General features: G+C 63.2%; 24 protein-coding genes. 11 read left to right on the plus strand and 13 right to left on the minus strand.

The annotated features are described in order from the left end of the window. The first annotated feature begins 8 nt into the window (after window positions 1–8). Entirely contained in the window at window positions 9–455 is a 447-nt protein-coding gene (locus tag NKI52_RS19465; RefSeq protein WP_352699151.1) for an OsmC family protein, read from the plus strand. Between the two features lie 16 nt (window positions 456–471). After that, window positions 472–858 carry a nuclear transport factor 2 family protein gene (locus NKI52_RS19470; RefSeq protein ID WP_352699153.1) on the plus strand — a complete coding sequence of 129 codons (387 nt, stop codon included), beginning with the start codon at window positions 472–474 and terminating at the stop codon, window positions 856–858. Window positions 859–884: 26 nt separating this feature from the next. On the opposite strand, the gene NKI52_RS19475 is transcribed toward NKI52_RS19470, so the two are convergent. Further along, entirely contained in the window at window positions 885–1,496 is a 612-nt protein-coding gene (locus NKI52_RS19475) for a LysE family translocator (protein WP_352578272.1), read from the minus strand. A gap of 86 nt (window positions 1,497–1,582) precedes the next feature. Then, entirely contained in the window at window positions 1,583–2,002 is a 420-nt protein-coding gene (locus NKI52_RS19480) for a nuclear transport factor 2 family protein (RefSeq protein ID WP_352517837.1), read from the minus strand. A 170-nt stretch (window positions 2,003–2,172) separates the two neighbouring features. Here NKI52_RS19480 and NKI52_RS19485 point away from each other — a divergent pair, with 170 nt between their 5' ends. Next, window positions 2,173–3,093: an AraC family transcriptional regulator gene (locus tag NKI52_RS19485; RefSeq protein WP_352699155.1), complete on the plus strand. Its 921-nt coding sequence runs from the start codon at window positions 2,173–2,175 to the stop codon at window positions 3,091–3,093. Window positions 3,094–3,130: 37 nt separating this feature from the next. Here NKI52_RS19485 and NKI52_RS19490 read toward each other — a convergent pair whose 3' ends face one another. The 7 genes from NKI52_RS19490 to NKI52_RS19520 all read right to left on the minus strand — a co-directional run bounded on the left by NKI52_RS19490 (window position 3,131) and on the right by NKI52_RS19520 (window position 6,633). Continuing rightward, a complete protein-coding gene (locus NKI52_RS19490; protein ID WP_352468390.1) occupies window positions 3,131–3,469 on the minus strand; it encodes a YkgJ family cysteine cluster protein in 339 nt (112 codons plus the stop codon). Between the two features lie 50 nt (window positions 3,470–3,519). Further along, window positions 3,520–3,684 carry a hypothetical protein gene (locus NKI52_RS19495; RefSeq protein WP_023722752.1) on the minus strand — a complete coding sequence of 55 codons (165 nt, stop codon included), beginning with the start codon at window positions 3,682–3,684 and terminating at the stop codon, window positions 3,520–3,522. Window position 3,685: 1 nt separating this feature from the next. After that, complete coding sequence (locus NKI52_RS19500; RefSeq protein WP_292664441.1) at window positions 3,686–4,093, minus strand: hypothetical protein; 408 nt, start codon at window positions 4,091–4,093, stop codon at window positions 3,686–3,688. Next, entirely contained in the window at window positions 4,093–4,320 is a 228-nt protein-coding gene (locus NKI52_RS19505) for a hypothetical protein (RefSeq protein ID WP_352468355.1), read from the minus strand. The genes NKI52_RS19500 and NKI52_RS19505 overlap by 1 nt, the downstream gene beginning before the upstream one ends. Before the next feature lie 344 nt (window positions 4,321–4,664). Next, window positions 4,665–4,874 (minus strand): cold-shock protein, encoded by a 210-nt coding sequence (locus NKI52_RS19510; RefSeq protein WP_010915421.1) that lies wholly within the window; start codon window positions 4,872–4,874, stop codon window positions 4,665–4,667. A gap of 439 nt (window positions 4,875–5,313) precedes the next feature. Then, the gene (locus NKI52_RS19515; protein WP_352569747.1) at window positions 5,314–6,105 is read right to left on the minus strand and encodes an SDR family oxidoreductase; all 792 of its coding nucleotides are present in this window, start codon (window positions 6,103–6,105) and stop codon (window positions 5,314–5,316) included. Between the two features lie 66 nt (window positions 6,106–6,171). After that, complete coding sequence (locus NKI52_RS19520; RefSeq protein ID WP_023677611.1) at window positions 6,172–6,633, minus strand: RidA family protein; 462 nt, start codon at window positions 6,631–6,633, stop codon at window positions 6,172–6,174. A 96-nt stretch (window positions 6,634–6,729) separates the two neighbouring features. Here NKI52_RS19520 and NKI52_RS19525 point away from each other — a divergent pair, with 96 nt between their 5' ends. Beyond that, complete coding sequence (locus NKI52_RS19525; protein WP_023677612.1) at window positions 6,730–7,581, plus strand: LysR family transcriptional regulator; 852 nt, start codon at window positions 6,730–6,732, stop codon at window positions 7,579–7,581. Window positions 7,582–7,600: 19 nt separating this feature from the next. Here the strand turns inward: NKI52_RS19525 and NKI52_RS19530 are convergent, their stop codons facing one another. Together NKI52_RS19530 and NKI52_RS19535 are read right to left on the minus strand one after the other, a co-directional pair. Next, window positions 7,601–8,356 (minus strand): SDR family NAD(P)-dependent oxidoreductase, encoded by a 756-nt coding sequence (locus NKI52_RS19530; protein ID WP_023677613.1) that lies wholly within the window; start codon window positions 8,354–8,356, stop codon window positions 7,601–7,603. Window positions 8,357–8,439: 83 nt separating this feature from the next. Further along, window positions 8,440–9,108 (minus strand): glutathione S-transferase family protein, encoded by a 669-nt coding sequence (locus tag NKI52_RS19535; protein WP_352595761.1) that lies wholly within the window; start codon window positions 9,106–9,108, stop codon window positions 8,440–8,442. Between the two features lie 147 nt (window positions 9,109–9,255). On the opposite strand from NKI52_RS19535, the gene NKI52_RS19540 reads away from it, so the two are divergent. After that, entirely contained in the window at window positions 9,256–9,435 is a 180-nt protein-coding gene (locus NKI52_RS19540; RefSeq protein WP_031212003.1) for a CsbD family protein, read from the plus strand. Window positions 9,436–9,497: 62 nt separating this feature from the next. Here NKI52_RS19540 and NKI52_RS19545 read toward each other — a convergent pair whose 3' ends face one another. Then, a complete protein-coding gene (locus NKI52_RS19545) occupies window positions 9,498–10,628 on the minus strand; it encodes a metallophosphoesterase (protein WP_023677616.1) in 1,131 nt (376 codons plus the stop codon). Window positions 10,629–10,747: 119 nt separating this feature from the next. Between NKI52_RS19545 and NKI52_RS19550 the strand changes: the two genes are divergently transcribed. Then, window positions 10,748–11,341, plus strand: a complete 594-nt coding sequence (locus NKI52_RS19550) for a hypothetical protein (protein WP_023677617.1) — start codon at window positions 10,748–10,750, stop codon at window positions 11,339–11,341. Window positions 11,342–11,390: 49 nt separating this feature from the next. Here NKI52_RS19550 and NKI52_RS19555 read toward each other — a convergent pair whose 3' ends face one another. After that, the gene (locus NKI52_RS19555; RefSeq protein ID WP_352595764.1) at window positions 11,391–12,002 is read right to left on the minus strand and encodes a TetR/AcrR family transcriptional regulator; all 612 of its coding nucleotides are present in this window, start codon (window positions 12,000–12,002) and stop codon (window positions 11,391–11,393) included. Between the two features lie 150 nt (window positions 12,003–12,152). Here NKI52_RS19555 and NKI52_RS19560 point away from each other — a divergent pair, with 150 nt between their 5' ends. The 5 genes from NKI52_RS19560 (at window position 12,153) to NKI52_RS19580 (ending at window position 16,590) form a co-directional block, all read left to right on the plus strand. Beyond that, the gene (locus tag NKI52_RS19560; RefSeq protein ID WP_023677619.1) at window positions 12,153–12,935 is read left to right on the plus strand and encodes an NIPSNAP family protein; all 783 of its coding nucleotides are present in this window, start codon (window positions 12,153–12,155) and stop codon (window positions 12,933–12,935) included. 113 nt (window positions 12,936–13,048) lie between these two features. Continuing rightward, window positions 13,049–13,807 carry an SDR family NAD(P)-dependent oxidoreductase gene (locus NKI52_RS19565; protein ID WP_023677620.1) on the plus strand — a complete coding sequence of 253 codons (759 nt, stop codon included), beginning with the start codon at window positions 13,049–13,051 and terminating at the stop codon, window positions 13,805–13,807. Window positions 13,808–14,071: 264 nt separating this feature from the next. Then, window positions 14,072–15,469: a class II fumarate hydratase gene (gene fumC, locus NKI52_RS19570; RefSeq protein WP_023677621.1), complete on the plus strand. Its 1,398-nt coding sequence runs from the start codon at window positions 14,072–14,074 to the stop codon at window positions 15,467–15,469. Window positions 15,470–15,597: 128 nt separating this feature from the next. Further along, window positions 15,598–16,032 carry a DoxX family protein gene (locus NKI52_RS19575; protein WP_023677622.1) on the plus strand — a complete coding sequence of 145 codons (435 nt, stop codon included), beginning with the start codon at window positions 15,598–15,600 and terminating at the stop codon, window positions 16,030–16,032. Between the two features lie 144 nt (window positions 16,033–16,176). Beyond that, window positions 16,177–16,590, plus strand: coding sequence for a DoxX family protein (locus NKI52_RS19580; RefSeq protein WP_352569738.1), 414 nt, complete (start codon window positions 16,177–16,179; stop codon window positions 16,588–16,590). Window positions 16,591–16,594: the final 4 nt, after the last annotated feature.

The following is a 16,594-nucleotide window of genomic DNA, read 5'->3' on the forward strand; positions in this document are numbered from 1 at the left end:
GAGACACAATGACCATTCGTGAAGCAGAGGCCCAATGGCAGGGATCGTTGAAGGAAGGTTCGGGCCGGCTGAAGCTCGGCAGCGGCGTCTTCGAAGGCGCCTACTCGTTCCCGTCGCGTTTCGAGAACGGTCCCGGCACCAACCCCGAGGAATTGATTGCCGCGGCGCATGCCGGCTGCTTCTCGATGGCGCTGAGCGCCATCCTCGGCCGCGAAGGTTACACTCCCGCACGCATCCGCACGATCGCGAAAGCGCATCTCGGCGCCACCGCGGCCGGACCGACGCTGACCCGTATCAAGCTGGAGACCGAGGCAAGCGTCGCCGGGCTGGCGGCGGGGGAGTTCGAGCGGCTGGCGCAGACGGCCAAGGAGAGCTGCCTCGTGTCGCGGGCGCTGGCCGGCGTCGCAGTGATCACGCTCAAGGCCCGCCTCGTCGAAACCGCTACCGATCACTGAAGGGAAGGAATATCCAATGACACAGGAACTTGTCATCGACATCGCCGCGGCCAAACGCTCCGCCGAAACGGCCGAGATCATGCGGCGCTACAACGACGTCTTCCAGCGCCACGACCCGTCGGCGCTCGACGATCTGGTGGCGGAAGATTGCGTGATCGAGAACACCACGCCGGCCCCGGACGGCGCCCGCCGCATCGGCAAGGGCGCCTGCGTCGAACTGTGGTCGGCGATCGCGACCGGACCCGGCACGCGCTTCGACATCGAAGAAACTTTCGCCGCCGGCGACCGGGCGACGATCCGCTGGCGCTACTGGATGGCCGACGGCAATTCGCTGCGCGGCGTCAACCTGATGCGCGTGGCGGACGGGCAGATCGTCGAGGCCATGGGCTATGTCAAAGGATAGATTTGCGCTGCCCGCGACCTTCCTGTCTACCGGTCCGCCAGCGCCAGTTTGGCGCCGAGCATGACAAAGGCTCCGGCGAAGGTACGGCGCATCCAGGTCAGCACCTTTGGCCGCGACACGACATGGCTGCGGATTGACGCCGCGAAAACGCCGTAGCCGACAAAGACCACGAAGGTGAGCAGCATGAAGACGCTGCTGAGCTCCAGCATCTGCGACAGCGCATGCGGTTCGGTGGTGCTGACGAATTGCGGCAGGAAGGCAAAGAAGAAGATCGACAGCTTCGGATTGAGGATGTTGATGAGGATGCCCGAAGTGATCACTTTGCCGGCCGAGCGCGGCGCAACATTTTCTTCGACGCTCAGGCCGCCCTTCTCCTTCAGCGTGTTCCAGGCCATGTAGAGCAGGTAGGCGACGCCGAGATATTTCAGCGTCTCGAAGGCGACGGCACTGGTATGCAGCAGTGCCGCGAGGCCGGTGATGGCGGCCGCCATGTGCGGAATGATGCCGAGCGTGCAGCCGAAAGCGGCAATGATGCTGGCGCGCGCACCACGTGAAAGCCCGGCGCTCAGCGTATAGAGAACGCCGGTGCCGGGCGAAGCCACGACAATCAGCGACGTCAACAGAAATTCGATGCTCACAGATGGTCTCCCGGTGCTGGCCCCGCCGCCGGCAGCGTAATCAGCGAAACGTGCGGGCACAAGCCAGCCTGAGAGCCTGTCCGCATTCAGATCATGCTATTGGCGTGCAGCTTGCTATCCGCGATGGGCTGCCGAACTTCCCAGTGTTCGACCAGCTTGCTGTCCTTCAGCCTGAAAATGTCGACAATGGCCAAGCCCTCCTCCTCCGGTTCGCGTTTTGCGTGCATGTGCACGATGACGAAATCCCCTTCGGCAAAAATCCGCTTCACCTCTCCCTTCACGAGGGGAAATGACTGTTTGAGCTGCTGCAGATAGGCTTTGAAGCCTTCCGCACCATCCGCAATGTTCGGATTGTGTTGGATGTAGCGTTCGCCAAAATGCATCGAAGCAGCTTCGATGTTGCCTTGGTTTACTGCTTTGTCGATGAAGTCCAGGACGATCGTCTTGTTGGTCTCGAGCGAATTATGACTCTCGGCTGGAAATGGATTTGATGGTTCGTCACGCATGTTTTGCTCCTTCCCGTGCCTGCTTCTGCCCGGTGTGGACAGGAGCGTCCGCACGCCGACATTGCCAACATGATCTGTTGCGATTGTGAGATGGTCGATACGCTATTCCACTAGATTCTTATCCAATCGTCTAATAGCGTCGTCCTATTCATCGTTGGAGGATGGTTCTCATGGACGCCTTGTCCGAAGTTCTTGCTTCGCTGAGATTTGGCAGCGCCATGATCGGCAGCGCGACCCTGCATCGGCCATGGGGTATTTCGGTGGATCCGACAAGGAATGCCGCCATCCACGTCATACAGAACGGCGAATGCTGGCTGCGGTTAGCCGGTGAAAGGGAGCCGATCCGCTTAGGCGAGGGAGATGTCATCCTTGTCGCGAGCGGTATCGGGCATGCCCTTTGCAATCCGGCGGATGCACCGACGGCATCGATATCCGCCGTCCTTTCCGCAAATCGGAGCGGAGCGGAACCGAAAAGCGAAAGCGGCGCGACAACTCTTCTTTGTGCGAGATATTCACTCGACGGCGTCGGGCCATATCCGATGGTTTCGCTGCTTCCTCCGCTGATTCATTTGACCCGGAATCAGATCGACACCAGCGAGCCGCTGCGGCTTGCCCTGGAACTTCTGCAGGTCGAAGCGAAAGCCGATCTCGGCGGCCACGACATTGTCGCCCCACGCCTTCTCGACAGCACGTTGATCTTCTTGTTGCGCGCCTGGATCGAACATCAGCCACTCGGAACAGGGGGATGGTTTGGCGCCTTGCGCGACAAAGGCATTGCGCAGGCTTTGCGCCTGATCCACGAGCGGCCGGGCAATCCCTGGACCATCGCTTCCCTTGCCAGCGGCGCAGCACAGTCCCGGGCCACCTTCGCGCGTCGCTTCGCTCAACTGGTAGGACAGCCGCCGCTGTCCTATGTGACCCGGTGGCGGATGAACCTTGCCGCCAAGGCTCTGCGGGAAACGAACCAGAACATTGGCGAGATCGGGCACGCCGTCGGATATGAATCGGTGCCGTCGTTCTCGCAGGCATTCAAACGATTGACCGGACGATCGCCCGGCCTCTACCGCAGCGACTTTCGCGCATCTGATTGACGAAATTCAAACTGAGACGCCAGCCCGAGGGCCGTCATTACAGCGTCGGCAGACCTTGAGCCCGACGCGCGATCAGGCAGTCGTCATCGCCCGGCATGCAGGCGCGGCAGACGTCGGGGCGGATGTCGTAGATGCCGCAGGCCGTTGACTTGCCGACCTCGCCGCACAGTGCCGAACAGCGCGCGCCGTCGCAGCGCATACCGGCTTCGTCGGCAGCCACGTATTTTTGCGGGATAAGGTCGAGCTGCGCGTCATCCTCGGTGGAGAAGCGCGGCCATCTGGACGAGTAGGCGCAGCAGGCGCCACAGGTCTGGCAATCGAAGGCAATCGGACCGGCGCCCTCTTGTGGCGACGAAAACTCCTCTGCGACCGCCAGGGCAAGCAGCCTTGGCGCAGATTTCCGGTCGGCATTTTGCTGCAAGGGCGCTATTTCTTCTTGGGCTTGCGCGGCGGTGCTTCCGCCGGCGACCTGAACAGATCGGTGCCCGCTTCGGCGGCTTCGCCGGTTTTTGGCGCGGCCGCCGGCTTGGCCGGCTTCACGGCGGCAGCAGGCGCTGCCGGCTGGCCCTTGGCGGAAAACTTGATTGCCATATCAATCCTCGTCAGAGAAACGCGATGATGGCGCATTCGGATTGCGAAGGCGGCCGATGAGCGCCGAAACGGCCGTGATGTTCATTTCTTCGGGCGACCAGTTCCTGGCTTCCTCGATGTGCCGGGGCGCCAGCTCGCGATGCGTACTGCCGCTGTAGGCGGCATCCTGAAAGGTCACGCGCTCGCGGGTCTTGGCGTTTTCCCGGACGTATTCGATCAGATAATTGGGGCATTCGGCACGACCGCGCACGCCGAGCCGAACCTGGGCATCGCCGTGGACACGCCTGCAGCGCTCGAGCTTTTCGAGCACGCGCCGGACATATTCGACCGGCTTGTCTAGTTCGCCCACGACATCGGCGATGGTCGAATCTGCGGCGATCGCCTTTTGAGGCACGCGTTTGGTGGCCATCAGCGTTTGCCTGCGCGTTTCGGCGAGGCCGCGACCGCAACCGCCGCCGCCATGTCGTCGGCTTCCTTCTCCAGGCGCAATTCGCGCAGCCGCGCGGTCTTGGCTTCGCGGGCTTGGCTGACGGCATCCCGTTCGGAATTGATGCGGTCGAGCGACATCGACTGGGTCCGCGTCTTGCTGAAAATGGATTCGGCCTGGTCGCGGGGTTTCTTTGAAGTTGCGGTCAAGGTCTTTCTCCCGGTTCGGAGCACGCCGCCGAAAAGTGGCGAGACTGGTCTTTCGGCCAGGATCCCGCACAAAGCAATACGGCAGCCGGTTTCAAATTGCTGGAACGTCCTTAGCACGTCCGGGCCGTCGAGCGGCGCTCTTTCGGCGATCGAAGCGCAAAAATGAAAAAGGCCAGGCACCGCCTGACCTTCCATGAGAGCGCCCGCGCATCCCGAGAGACGCGCAAGGAAACGTTCTTCTCATGCGCATGAGCGGGGACTTAACATCCCCGCGATCATGCGCTGGAATTTGCCATTCACCGGTGCCAGTACATCTGTGGTCACCGGTGAGGCTTAATTCCGTTTTAGGCCGCCTTCAACTGGTCGGCGGACATCTTGCCCGACTTGTTGTCGCGGACCATCTCGTAGCCAAGCTTCTGGCCCTCGACGATGTCGCGCATTCCGGCACGCTCGACGGCTGAGATGTGGACAAAAACGTCGGCAGAACCGTCGTCAGGCTGAATAAAACCAAAACCTTTGGTGGCGTTGAACCATTTAACTGTGCCTGTGCTCATAACGAACCCTTTCCATGGCAAATATTCGTTCGCCGTCATGCGGATGCACAACAACGTTTGTCTCGATTTTGATGGGGGAAGTTCGCCAAAGGCGCGCCTAAGCACGCGGATAACAAAAGTCGGTCAAACAAATATCGACAAAATTCTTATAGACTTCTTTGCGCGTTGTGTCAATTTTTTTGATTTTCCACACTCGCGGAGACGCGCGGCGGCGGCCCGCGCCAGCACATCGGACGGCGAAAGCCGGGCTATTGCCCGCCGAAAAAACCAATCAGCCGGGAACCATTTTGGCACCGCGGGCATTCTTTCGGTGTCGAAAGCCGTTCTTGAAAGAGCGATCTTGAGAGAGGCGGACGACAAACAGGACGCCCCCCGCGCAGATAAAAGGCACGAGGGGCGTTCCTGTGATGCGACCATTCGCGCCGCTGCACCCTGCCCCTCACAGCATGGCCCGGCTGAACCCGCCATCCACCGGCAAAGCCACGCCGGTGATATAGGCGGCGTCGTCGCTGGCCAGGAATGCGGCAACCGCGCCGAATTCGGCGGGGGTCCCGTAGCGCTTTGCCGGGATTTCGGCCTGACTCTCGGCGGCGATCACAGCAGCGTCCACACCCCTGTCGGCGGCGTCCATCGCGTCGAACTGTTTCGTCCGGTCCGTCGCAAAACGGCCAGGCAGCAACAGGTTGACGGTGACGCCGTCCGCCGCCACTTCGCCGGCCAGCGTCTTGGCCCAGCCGGCAAGCGACGCGCGCAACGCATTCGAAGCGGTGAGGCCGGGGATCGGCTCGCGGACGGACGTGGAGGAAACGGCGATGATGCGCCCCCAGCGCCGCGACCGCATGCCTGGCAGGAAAGAAATGGCGATGCGCATCTGGCTCAGCACCATGCTGGTGAACTGCTTCTCCCAGACGCTCGCATCGAAGACGCTGGCCGCGAAGGGCGGCGGGCCGCCGCCATTGAGCAGGACGATGTCGATCCGCTGATGCTCGTCCTCGATGGCACGGATCAGCCGGGAGACGCTGTCGTTATCGGAAAGATCGGCGCTGAAGGTCGAGCAGACGGGGCCGGCGGACTCGATCGCGCGCCGCGCCGCATCCAGGGTCTCCTTCCCTCGTCCGGCCAGGATGATCTCGGCGCCTTTCGCCGCGAGCGCTTCGGCGACGCCGAAACCCAGGCCCTTGCCTCCGCCGAGAACCAGCGCCTTCCGCCCCTCAAAATTTGTACTTATCAAGCCAAGCCTCCCCTGGTTTCGCTGCGCACTCCCGGATAAGCCCTGAGTGCATGCTTTGGGCGTGCATCAGCGGACATGCACAATGGCGTCGGCTTCGACCGGAACATTGGCCGGCAAGCCGGCCATGCCGAGCGAGCAGCGGGCATGCTCGCCACGCTCGCCAAAAACATGGAGCAGAAATTCGGATGCTCCGTTGCCGACCTCCGAATAGGCCGCAAAGCCGGCCGCCGCGTTCACATAGACGGTCAGCTTGGCGAATTTCACGACGCGGTCGAGATTGCCGTCCAATTCCTTGTCCAGCCAATAGACGATGTTGGCCGCGCAGAGCCGGGCGGCATTCCGCGCCGCGGCCAGATCGATCTCTGCGCCGACCTGGCCGATCGCGGCGATCTCCTGCCCGATCTCGGGGATCTGACCGGAGACATAGACGATGTCGGCGACCCGAACCGTCGGCGAGAACGGCAAAGCGGGCCGCTCGAGTGACGGCCAGGCGACACCGAGCTCCTCAAATCTTCTTCTGTAGGACAAGGTGGCTGCTCCTGTTTTCGTTGGACGAGCGGACCTTGAATTCAGATCGGGCTTTCAGGTAGCCTGATAGTGCTGACACAGCTATCAGGACTTCTTATGACTGGAGATATCGACGTCAGGCTGCTGCGCGCCTTCGTCACCGTGGCCGATACGGGAACGGTGAGCCGGGCGGCCGATCGGCTTGCCCGCACCCAGGCGGCGGTGAGCATGCAGCTTCAGCGCCTCGAGGGTGAAGTCGGCGCCGAGCTGCTGCGCCGTTCGCCGCGCGGCGTGACGCTGACCGAGGCCGGCGAGATCCTGCTCGCCTTCGCCCGCAAGGCCATCGCGATCGGCGACGATGCCAGGCGCGAGATAGAAGGCCGCAGGCTGGTCGGCCGTGTCCGGCTCGGCATCGTCGAGGATTTGGCGGTAACGCGGCTGCCGTTGATCATCGCCGACTTCCGCCGCCGGCATCCTTCCGTGGAGATCGAGCTGACGTCGGCCAGCAGCAGCGATCTCAGCAAGTCTTTGGGCGAAGGAAGATGCGACATCGTCATGGCCGATCCGGCGCGCTTCACAAAGGCGCCGCGAGGCCATCTGTCACGACAGCTGGTCTGGGCGGCAAGCCGCATGATCGAGATCGATGACGAGGTTGAGCTTCCGCTGATCATCTTCGAAGGCGCCTGCTCCTGGCAGGACAGGATGCTGGCCTCGCTCGCCGAGGCCGGGATCGGCTGGAAGATCGGCTGCCGCGTGTCGACCTTCGCGACACTGATCTCGGCGCTGAGGGCCGGGCTTGGCATCGGCCTTCTGCTGCAGGAAGGACTGCCGCCCGACTGCCAAAGCCTCAACGGACGCTTCAACCTGCCGCCGGCGCCGATGGCGGATTTCGGCGTCTACCTCGCGAGGGACCCGTCGCGGCTGGTCGAGGAGTGTGGCGATTTCCTGCGGGCGGGATTTGAGGCGTAGCGAAAATATCTGACGCCGTTCACCGTTCCTGGTCGGTCGGGCGGATGACGATCTCGTTGACGTTGACGTGTGCCGGCTGGCCCACGGCGTAGAGAATGGCCGCGGCGATGTCCTCGGCGGTCAGCGCCTCCATGGCGGCGAGCCGCTGGTCGAGCCCGGCCTTCGCCGCCGGGTTGGTGACATGGTCGCCGAGTTCGGTGCGCACAAGGCCAGGCTCGATGACGGTGACGCGAACCTTGTCGGCGTAGACTTCGCGGCGCAGCGATTCGGAAAAGCCGACGACGCCGAACTTGGTTGCGGCATAGCCGCTGGCGCCGGGATTGGCGACGCGTCCGGCGATCGACGAGACATTGACGATGTGACCCTTGGCGGCCCTGAGATGCGGCAGCGCCGCCTTGGTGACGCCCATCAGCGCCAGCAGGTTGAGCTCGACCATGCGGCGCCAGTCGTCGAGTTCGGCATCGGCGGCCGGCGACAGAAGCATGACACCTGCATTGTTGACGAGGATGTCGAGGCGGCCCCATTCGGCGACAACCTTGTCGACCATGGCGGTGACATCGTCGTTGCTGGTGACGTCAGCCTCGATGCGGAGCGCAGCGCCGCCGGCCTCTTCGATACGCGCGGCCAGCGCTTCGAGACGATCGGCGCGGCGTGCGGCAATCGCCACCTTGGCCCCGGCGGCTGCGAGTGCCACAGCCGTTGCCTCGCCGATGCCCGAGGAGGCGCCGGTGACGAGTGCGACCTTGCCGGCCAGTGCGGAAGAAACAGATGTCATTGTGAAGTCTCCAAGGCCCCAGCCCGATCTTCAGATAGGCCGCGGGCCGCGAAGTGGAAGACCAGTTTGCCGGTTGCTCGGCTCTATTCGTCTGGGCCGGGCTCCGGCCAAGGCTCTTTCGCCGCCTCGGCATACCAGTGGCGCATCGCCGGCATCGAAAGCACGGCGTCGACATAGGCGCGGGTATCGGTTGCCAGCGTGCCGCCATAGGTGTCGAAGCGGGTGACGACCGGCGCATACATGGCGTCGGCCGCGGTGAAATGGCCAAACAGGAACGGGCCGCCTTTGCCGTATTTTTCGCGGCATTCGCGCCATAGCCCTTCGATGCGCGCCCGTTGTGCCTCACCTTCGGCGTCGAGCGGCTTGTAGCCTTTTGGCCGGCGCAAATTCATCGGCCAGCCATAGCGGACCTCGCGAAAGCCGGAATGCATCTCTGTCGCCGCCGAGCGGGCCAGCGCGCGGGCGCCGATGTCGGCCGGCCAAAGCTCTTTCCCGGGAAACAGCTCGGCGAGATATTCAAGGATGGCAAGGGTTTCCCAGACGATCCGGACCTCGCCATTCGGCAGCCGATGGTTCAGCACCGGCACCTGGCCGGTCGGCGATATCCTGGCCAGATTGGCCGCGGTCTCGGGCGTGCGCAGGCGCACAAGACCTTCCTCGAACGGGATCTCCAGATACTTCATCGCCAGCCACGGCCGCAGTGACCACGACGAAAAACACTTGTTGCCGAGGAAGAGCGTGAATTCAGCCATTGTCCCTCCGGCCCTGTCTGTTCGGGCGTTCTGGTGCACCCTATCCTGTCGGCTTCGCGGCCGGAAGCTATCCCAATCGACGGGCAGAACCCGGAACCTAAGCGATCCGCGACCGTTTCTCCAGGCGAACGGTCCAGGAGATGCGAGATGGTGAACAAGGATCAGGTTGCCGGCGTTGCCAAGCAAGCCAAGGGCTCGGTCAAGCAGACCGCCGGCAAGGCCACCGGCAAGAGGCGCGCCGAGGCCGAAGGCGACGTCGACAAGGCGACCGGCAAGATGCAGAAGGCTTACGGCGACGTGAAGGAGAAGGTGAAGAAGGCGCTTTGACGCCGGCCCTTCGTGAACCAGGAAAAGGCGGCTCGGCCGCCTTTTTGGCCCTCTCCTGCCCGTCAGAAAGTCAGGCTTTTGCTGTATGCATTGGTGAAGGTGACCTCGCCATGATCTCCGGCGGCTTCGCCCAGCACCACATCCATGCTGTTTCCCGTCACCCGCGCCAACGCAAAGCCGCCCATGAAGGCGGCCTTCGGCTTGAACAAGTCGACCCCGTCACGGTGGTAGATCATCGGCGTCGCGTGCTGGTGGCCATGGAAGACGCCGACGACGTTGTAACCCTTCAGCACAGCCAGCAGCGCCTGCCTGTCGGCTTCGCTCCACCAGTGGGGCGGACCCTTGCCGGCGTCGTCGAAGGTTTTCTCGGCGGCGTCCCATCTTTCGATCGAAAAAGTATCCCAGCCATAATGCTGGAACAGGATGACCGGGCGGCCGTCGCCGGCATAAGTCGCCAGGTCCTGCTTCAGCCATGGCAGGCTGCTGACGGCGCCATGGCCGGTATCGCCGGCGAAACGGTGCGTCTGGACAAGATGCAGGCCGCCCCAATCCCATGAATAGCAGTCGGTCTCGACGTCGTAGTCGGTCGCCGGCGCAGGCGGCTTGAAGAACACGCCGGGGCGGTGGTTGACCTCGACGTAGTCGCGCATTTCGCGGCGGTACCAGTCGACATGCGAGCGCGGGCCGTTCTGGTCGAGGTCGTGGTTGCCGAGGCCGACATAGACCGGCATGTGCACGCGGTCGGGGCCGACGCCTTGCTGGTAGCGCTGGCTGAACTGAAGCAGTTGCGTGCCCTCGCTGGGCTGGGTGATCTGGCCGCCGCCATCATCGGTGATGTCGCCGCCAACGACGAGGCCGAGCGGCGTGCCGATTTTGCCCGTCGAGCGCAGGGCGGTGGCAACGCCATCGATTTCAGCCGGCCATTGCCTGTCGCCGACGCCGTTGAGTGCGGCGACGTTGCGCAGCAAGGCAGCGTCTGTCTTGCCCTCCTGCTCGCAGTGCGGGCTCAATCCGTTCGCCATGCGGCAGGCATGGACATCAGCGATAAACAGGAAAGTGGCGTCGATCGGCGGGATGCGCTGCCCGGTCTGGCCGAAGGCCGGGCGCGAAACGGCGCCGGCCGCGGCAACGGCCGCTGCCTTCATCAGGAACCTGCGCCGGGAAACCGGCCGGGCGGAAATGCGATGCATCATGCGCTAAAATTCAGCACGACGCGGACCGGCAGTCCAGTTGCTCGCAAAGTGTGTCGACACGTTCCCCCAGGTCTGGCATTGCTTTCGGCATTCAATTTGCGCGGGCAGAGGAGGACGCCATGAACACTGCATCCATCGGCATGACAATGGCCATTCTGGCGGTGACGAGCGCGGCGCATGGCGCCGAGTGCATCGACGCCAAATCGGCCAAGGCCGGCTTCATTCTCGAAAGGGCTGGCATCCACAGCGAATTTCGTCCGGCGGCGGGCGGAATGGTGGCGGTTGCCAACAAATACCAGTCGCAATCGCCGCAGTCGCAGTACCTGTTCGGCGGGCTGATCGAGGTGTTTCGCGACAGCAGCACGGGGCAGCTGGCGATGATCCCGTTTTCCGATCTCAGGAAGGTGTTCCCGCTGAAGGCGGGTGCCAAGAGCAAGATCGTATTTGCCCGTCTCGCACCGAACAAGCCGCCGAAGGGCACCGAGACGCTGGAGATCAACATCAAGGGCAAGGAGACGTTCAGCCTGGGTGATTGCAAATACTCCGTGCTCGCGGTCAAGCAGACCATCAGGAGCGAGGCCGGCGAGATGCGGGACGAGTTTACCGCGCTTTACGCACCCGACCTGCAGGCAGTTGTGGCCAGGCGCTATGACGAGGGCACCAGTGCCGAAAGCGTGGTCGGCTACGAGCTGATCAAGCCGCTGCCGAATTAAGAGCTCGGCCTCCCCGCCTCGGTCATAGTGAGCGACTGTCCTGCCGGCGTCAGAGGGCTCTGTGCAGTATCCTGCTACGTCGCCTCGTTCCTGCTTTGGACGACATAACTCCCTGCTCCAACGCCATCAGGCAGTCACGCAGCACGCTCGCGTCCTGTGCTGTCTTGGCCATCGACATGGCGCCCGAATAGCTGGCGACGGCGAGCGCTGCGAAGCGCTGCGGATCGGTGCCCAGCTCCCGGCCCGCCTGCTGGTCGGCGCTGATCTTGTCGGCGATCGCCTGACGCCAGGTCGAAAAAATGCCGGCAAGGGCAATGCGGAAATCCGGATCGGCAAGCGACAGTTCATGCGCCAGGTTGTTGAGCGGGCAGCCGCGCACGAAACCCTGCTGCTCCAGCTCCGCCGCGACGGCCGCGAACACGGAGCGCACGCCCTCGCGCGCTGAGGGAGCCATCCGCATCGGCGCGATCCAAGTCTCTTCTACGGCGGCGGCGACCCGCTCCTCGATCACTGCGAGCGCCAGCGCCTTCTTGGTTGGGAAATGGTGGTGCAGCGCGCCGCCGGTGACGCCCGCCGTCGCCATCAGGTCGCCCATGCTGGATGCATGATAGCCGCGTGCCTGAAACGCCTCCTCGGCGACATCGAGCACCTTTTTGCGCATGCCTTCGGGGTCGTTGGTGCGTTTTTGAGCCCGCGACCTTGGGCGAGCGGATATCTCTGCTGACATCTTCACACGATAGCAGATTGACAAAACAGGACAATCGGTCTGTTTTGTAAAACAGGATGACTGTCCTGTTTTGGAGCTCGCGCGATGAACCTGCCTTTGAACGCCATACCTAATCCCGATCTGCTCGCCTCGCCCGTCGTCGAACTCAGGCAATACACGCTGAAACCCGGCCGGCGCGAGACACTGATCGGCATCTTCGACAATCAGCTGATCGAGGGCCAGGAAACGGCGGGGATGACCATCATCGGCCAGTTCCGCGATCTCGACCGGCCGGATATGTTCGTCTGGCTGCGCGGCTTCGACGGTATGGAAGCGCGGAAAAACGCTCTGACCGCCTTCTATGACGGGCCGGTCTGGGCTGCCTGGCGCGACGCCGCCAACGCCACGATGATCTCATCCGACGACGTGCTGCTGCTGAAGCCGGCCTGGCCGGGCGCGAGCCTAGACCTCTCGGGATCGAAACGAGTACCCCAGGCGGACCTCGAAAAACCGTGCGCAGGCAGCGATTTGCAGGCAATTATTGTCATCAGGATTCATCATTTGCAACCGGGCCTGGAAGCCCGTTTCGCCAACGACTTCCAGACCGCGGCCCTTCCGGTGCTCGCCGCATTTGGCGCGTCGCCGCTCGCCGCCTTCGTTACCGAACATGCCGAAAACAGCTTTCCGCGGCTGCCGGTGCGGGCCAGCGAAAACGTCTTCATCAGCATCACCGGTTTCGCCAGCGCCGATGCACATGCCCGCCACGAGGCAGCCTTGGCTGCCTCCCCGGAGTGGCAAGTGTTCGAGCAGAGCGTCCAGTCACGTATGGCCAAGCCGACTGAGACTTTGCGGCTGTCGCCAACCTCACAATCGCTGCTTGGGCGGTGAGACGAGGCGAAGTTTCATACGCTGGGATAGGCAGGCGACTTGACCCGGAGTGCAGGCAGCGCTGCTCTGGGGTCATGCCGCCGGCGGAAGGCGGCAGTGCGCGGGAGTGTTGGATGAGACTAGGCGGCAAACGGGCACTGGTCACCGGCGGCTCGGACGGGATCGGGCTGGCAATCGCCGAGGCGTTTTTGCGCGAAGGCGCGGACGTGCTGATCGTCGGCCGCGACGGCAAAAAACTCGACGCCGCCCGCAAGCAGCTCGGGGATAATGTCGAAGCGCTTTCGGCCGACCTGTCGGCCAGCGCCGGCATCGATGCCGTGGTCGAGCATGCCAGGCGCGGCCCACCTGTCGATATCCTCGTCAACAATGCCGGCGTGGCGTTCCTTGTGCCGTTCGAAACCGTCAGCGAGGATCAGTTCCAGCAGTCCTTCGCACTCAACGTCACGGCGGTATTCTTCCTCACCCAGCGGCTGTTGCCGCATCTCGCGCCGGGCGCGGCCTCGGTGATCAACATCTCGTCCTATTTCGCGCATAAGATGATCCCGAAGCGGCCGTCCAGCCTCTATTCGCTGTCGAAGGGCGCGCTCAATTCGCTGACCAAGTCGCTCGCCTTCGAGCTCGGGCCGCGCGGCATAAGAGTCAACGCCATCGCGCCCGGCACGGTCGACACAGCGATGCGGCGCAGGTCGATCGAAAACCTGCCTGAGGCCGCGCAAGCCGAGCTCAAGGCCTATGTCGAGCGCAGCTACCCGCTCGGCCGCATCGGCCGAACCGGCGACCTTGCCGGCATCGCCGTCTATCTCGCCAGCGACGAAGCGGCATGGACCAGCGGCGGAATCTTCGCCGTGGATGGAGGATACACGGCGGGGTGAGGTTGCGATCTCCCCCCTCGAGGGGGAGATGGCCGGCAGGCCAGAGGGGGTCGTCTCGCGTGGAACACCAGCCTGTTTCGTCCGCTATGGGAGTTGCGTCAAGACCTACCGACCCCCTCTGTCGCCTTCGGCGACATCTCCCCCTCAAGTGGGGAGATTGCCAGCACCTTCAACCGATTTGCATTCCCGTCACCCGCAATCTCCGCTTGAAGGCATTTGTGCAACGCGATACGCCGTTTGCAAATTGCAAACCGGAGAGACTTCGTGAGCGCGCCAGAGACCAGAACCGAAACCGACACGTTCGGTCCCATCGAGGTCGCCGCCGACCGTTACTGGGGCGCGCAGGCGCAGCGTTCGCTGGCCAATTTCAAGATCGGCTGGGAAAAGCAGCCGGCCTCGATCGTGCGGGCGCTGGGCATCGTCAAGCGGGCGGCAGCGGAGGCCAATATGGAGCTGAAGCGGCTCGATCCGGCGATCGGCAAGGCCATTATCGAGGCCTCCCAGGAGGTCATCGACGGCAAGCTCAACGAGCATTTCCCGCTGGTCGTCTGGCAGACCGGTTCGGGCACGCAGTCCAACATGAACGCCAATGAGGTGATCTCCAACCGGGCGATCCAGCTTTTGGGCGGCGTCATGGGGTCGAAGAAGCCGGTGCATCCCAACGACCACGTCAATATGAGCCAGTCGTCGAACGACACCTATCCGACTGCAATGCACATCGCCTGCGCCGAGCGCATCATCCACGACCTGCTGCCGGCGCTAAGACATTTGCATGCGGCACTCGAGGCCAAGACCAAGGCTTTCGCCCATATTGTGAAGATCGGCCGCACCCATACACAGGACGCGACGCCGCTGACGCTCGGCCAGGAATTCTCCGGTTATGCGGCGCAGGTCGCCTCGTCGGTCAAGCGCATCGAACTGACCCTGCCCGGCCTGCAGGAATTGGCGCAAGGCGGCACCGCGGTCGGCACCGGCCTCAACGCGCCGGTCGGTTTTGCCGAAAAGGTGGCGGCGCGTATCGCCGCGATCACCGGCATCGATTTCGTCACCGCGCCGAACAAGTTCGAGGCGCTTGCCGCCCATGATTCCATGGTCTTCTCGCACGGCGCCATCAATGCCTGCGCGGCGGCGCTGTTCAAGATCGCCAACGACATCCGTCTGCTCGGTTCCGGCCCGCGTTCGGGCCTCGGTGAATTGTCGCTGCCGGAAAACGAACCGGGCTCGTCGATCATGCCGGGCAAGGTCAACCCGACCCAGTGCGAAGCGATGACGCAGGTTTGCGTGCAGGTCTTCGGCAACAATGCGGCGATCAGCTTCGCCGGCAGCCAGGGCCATTTCGAACTCAACGTCTACAATCCGCTGATGGCCTATTGTTTCCTGCAGTCGGTGCAGCTGCTGGCCGACGCTTCGGTGTCGTTCACCGACAATTGCGTCGTCGGCATCGAGGCCCGCGAGGACAACATCAAGGCGGCACTCGACCGTTCGCTGATGCTGGTGACCGCGCTGGCGCCGACGATCGGCTACGACAACGCGGCCAAGATTGCAAAGGCGGCGCACAAGAACGGCACAACGCTGCGCGAGGAAGCGCTGGCCACCGGGCTGGTCAGCGAAGCCGACTATGAGCGGCTGGTGCGGCCGCAGGACATGACGCATCCGGGGTAAGTTGATCGCGAAAACGTTACCTGGGTGAACAATCCGTAACCAATCTGGCGTCTTTGGTGAACAGTCGGCCTGCGCTAACTAGACGGGTATCCCAAGCCGTTTGGCCAAACCCTTCTGGAGAGTTACGCATGTCCACCAACACGTCCACCAACACTTCGTTTGCCGGTTCCGGCACCGCCGCCGGCGCCTCGGGCACGATCCTGCTCGGCCGCATCCTGCTTTCGGTCATCTTCCTGCTTTCCGGCTTCGGCAAGCTGACGGCGATTGCCGGCACGGCCGGCTATTTCGGCAGCCTCGGCCTGCCGCTGCCGATGGTGACCGCCATTGTCGTCGGCCTGATCGAACTGCTTGGCGGCCTCGCCATCCTCGTCGGCTTCCAGACCCGGATCGTCGGCTGGGTGATGGCGATCTTCACCGTTGCCACCGCATTGGTCGCCCACACCGGCTGGGCCGATCAGATGCAGATGATCAATTTCCTGAAGAACGTCGCGATTGCCGGCGGCTTCCTCGTGCTGGCCTCCTCGGGCCCAGGCGCCTATTCGATCGACGCCAAGCGCGGCTGAAGCAGTCCAGCATTGCTTGGACAAAAGGGGTGCGGAATTTTCCGCGCCCCTTTTTCGTTGTCGGTTTGTGCCCTTCGGTCCGCTGACGGAAAACCTGCTAAGATCGGGCGCCAGGCCAAGCGGCCGTCGACAACGGAGGTGAAGATGCCCCGCAATGCGCTGCTTCTGCTTTCCCGATTGCTGCTCGCCGCACTTTTCGTTCCGTCCGGCTTCCACGCGCTTACTGACGTTGCCGGCACATCAGGCTATTTTGCCGGCCTCGGCCTGCCGCTGCCAACGCTCGTAGCCTGGGCGACAGGCCTGTTCGAGCTGATCGCCGGGCTGCTCATCCTCGTCGGCTTCAAGACGCCGGTCGTGGCGCTGCTGCTCGCCGCCTTTTGCGTCGCGACAGCGTTCATCGGCCACTATGGCCAGGGCGGCGGCGATCCGACGCTGACCTTCATGCATTCGCAGATGCTGATGAAGGACATCGCGATATCAGGCGGTTTTCTGGCGCTGGCGATGGCTGGCGCGGGTGCATGGTCGGCCGACGGCCGGATGGCTGCAGGGACTGGCTAAGCTG

It is taken from the genome of Mesorhizobium sp. M0590 (assembly GCF_040320905.1).
Taxonomy (GTDB): Bacteria; Pseudomonadota; Alphaproteobacteria; order Rhizobiales; family Rhizobiaceae; genus Mesorhizobium.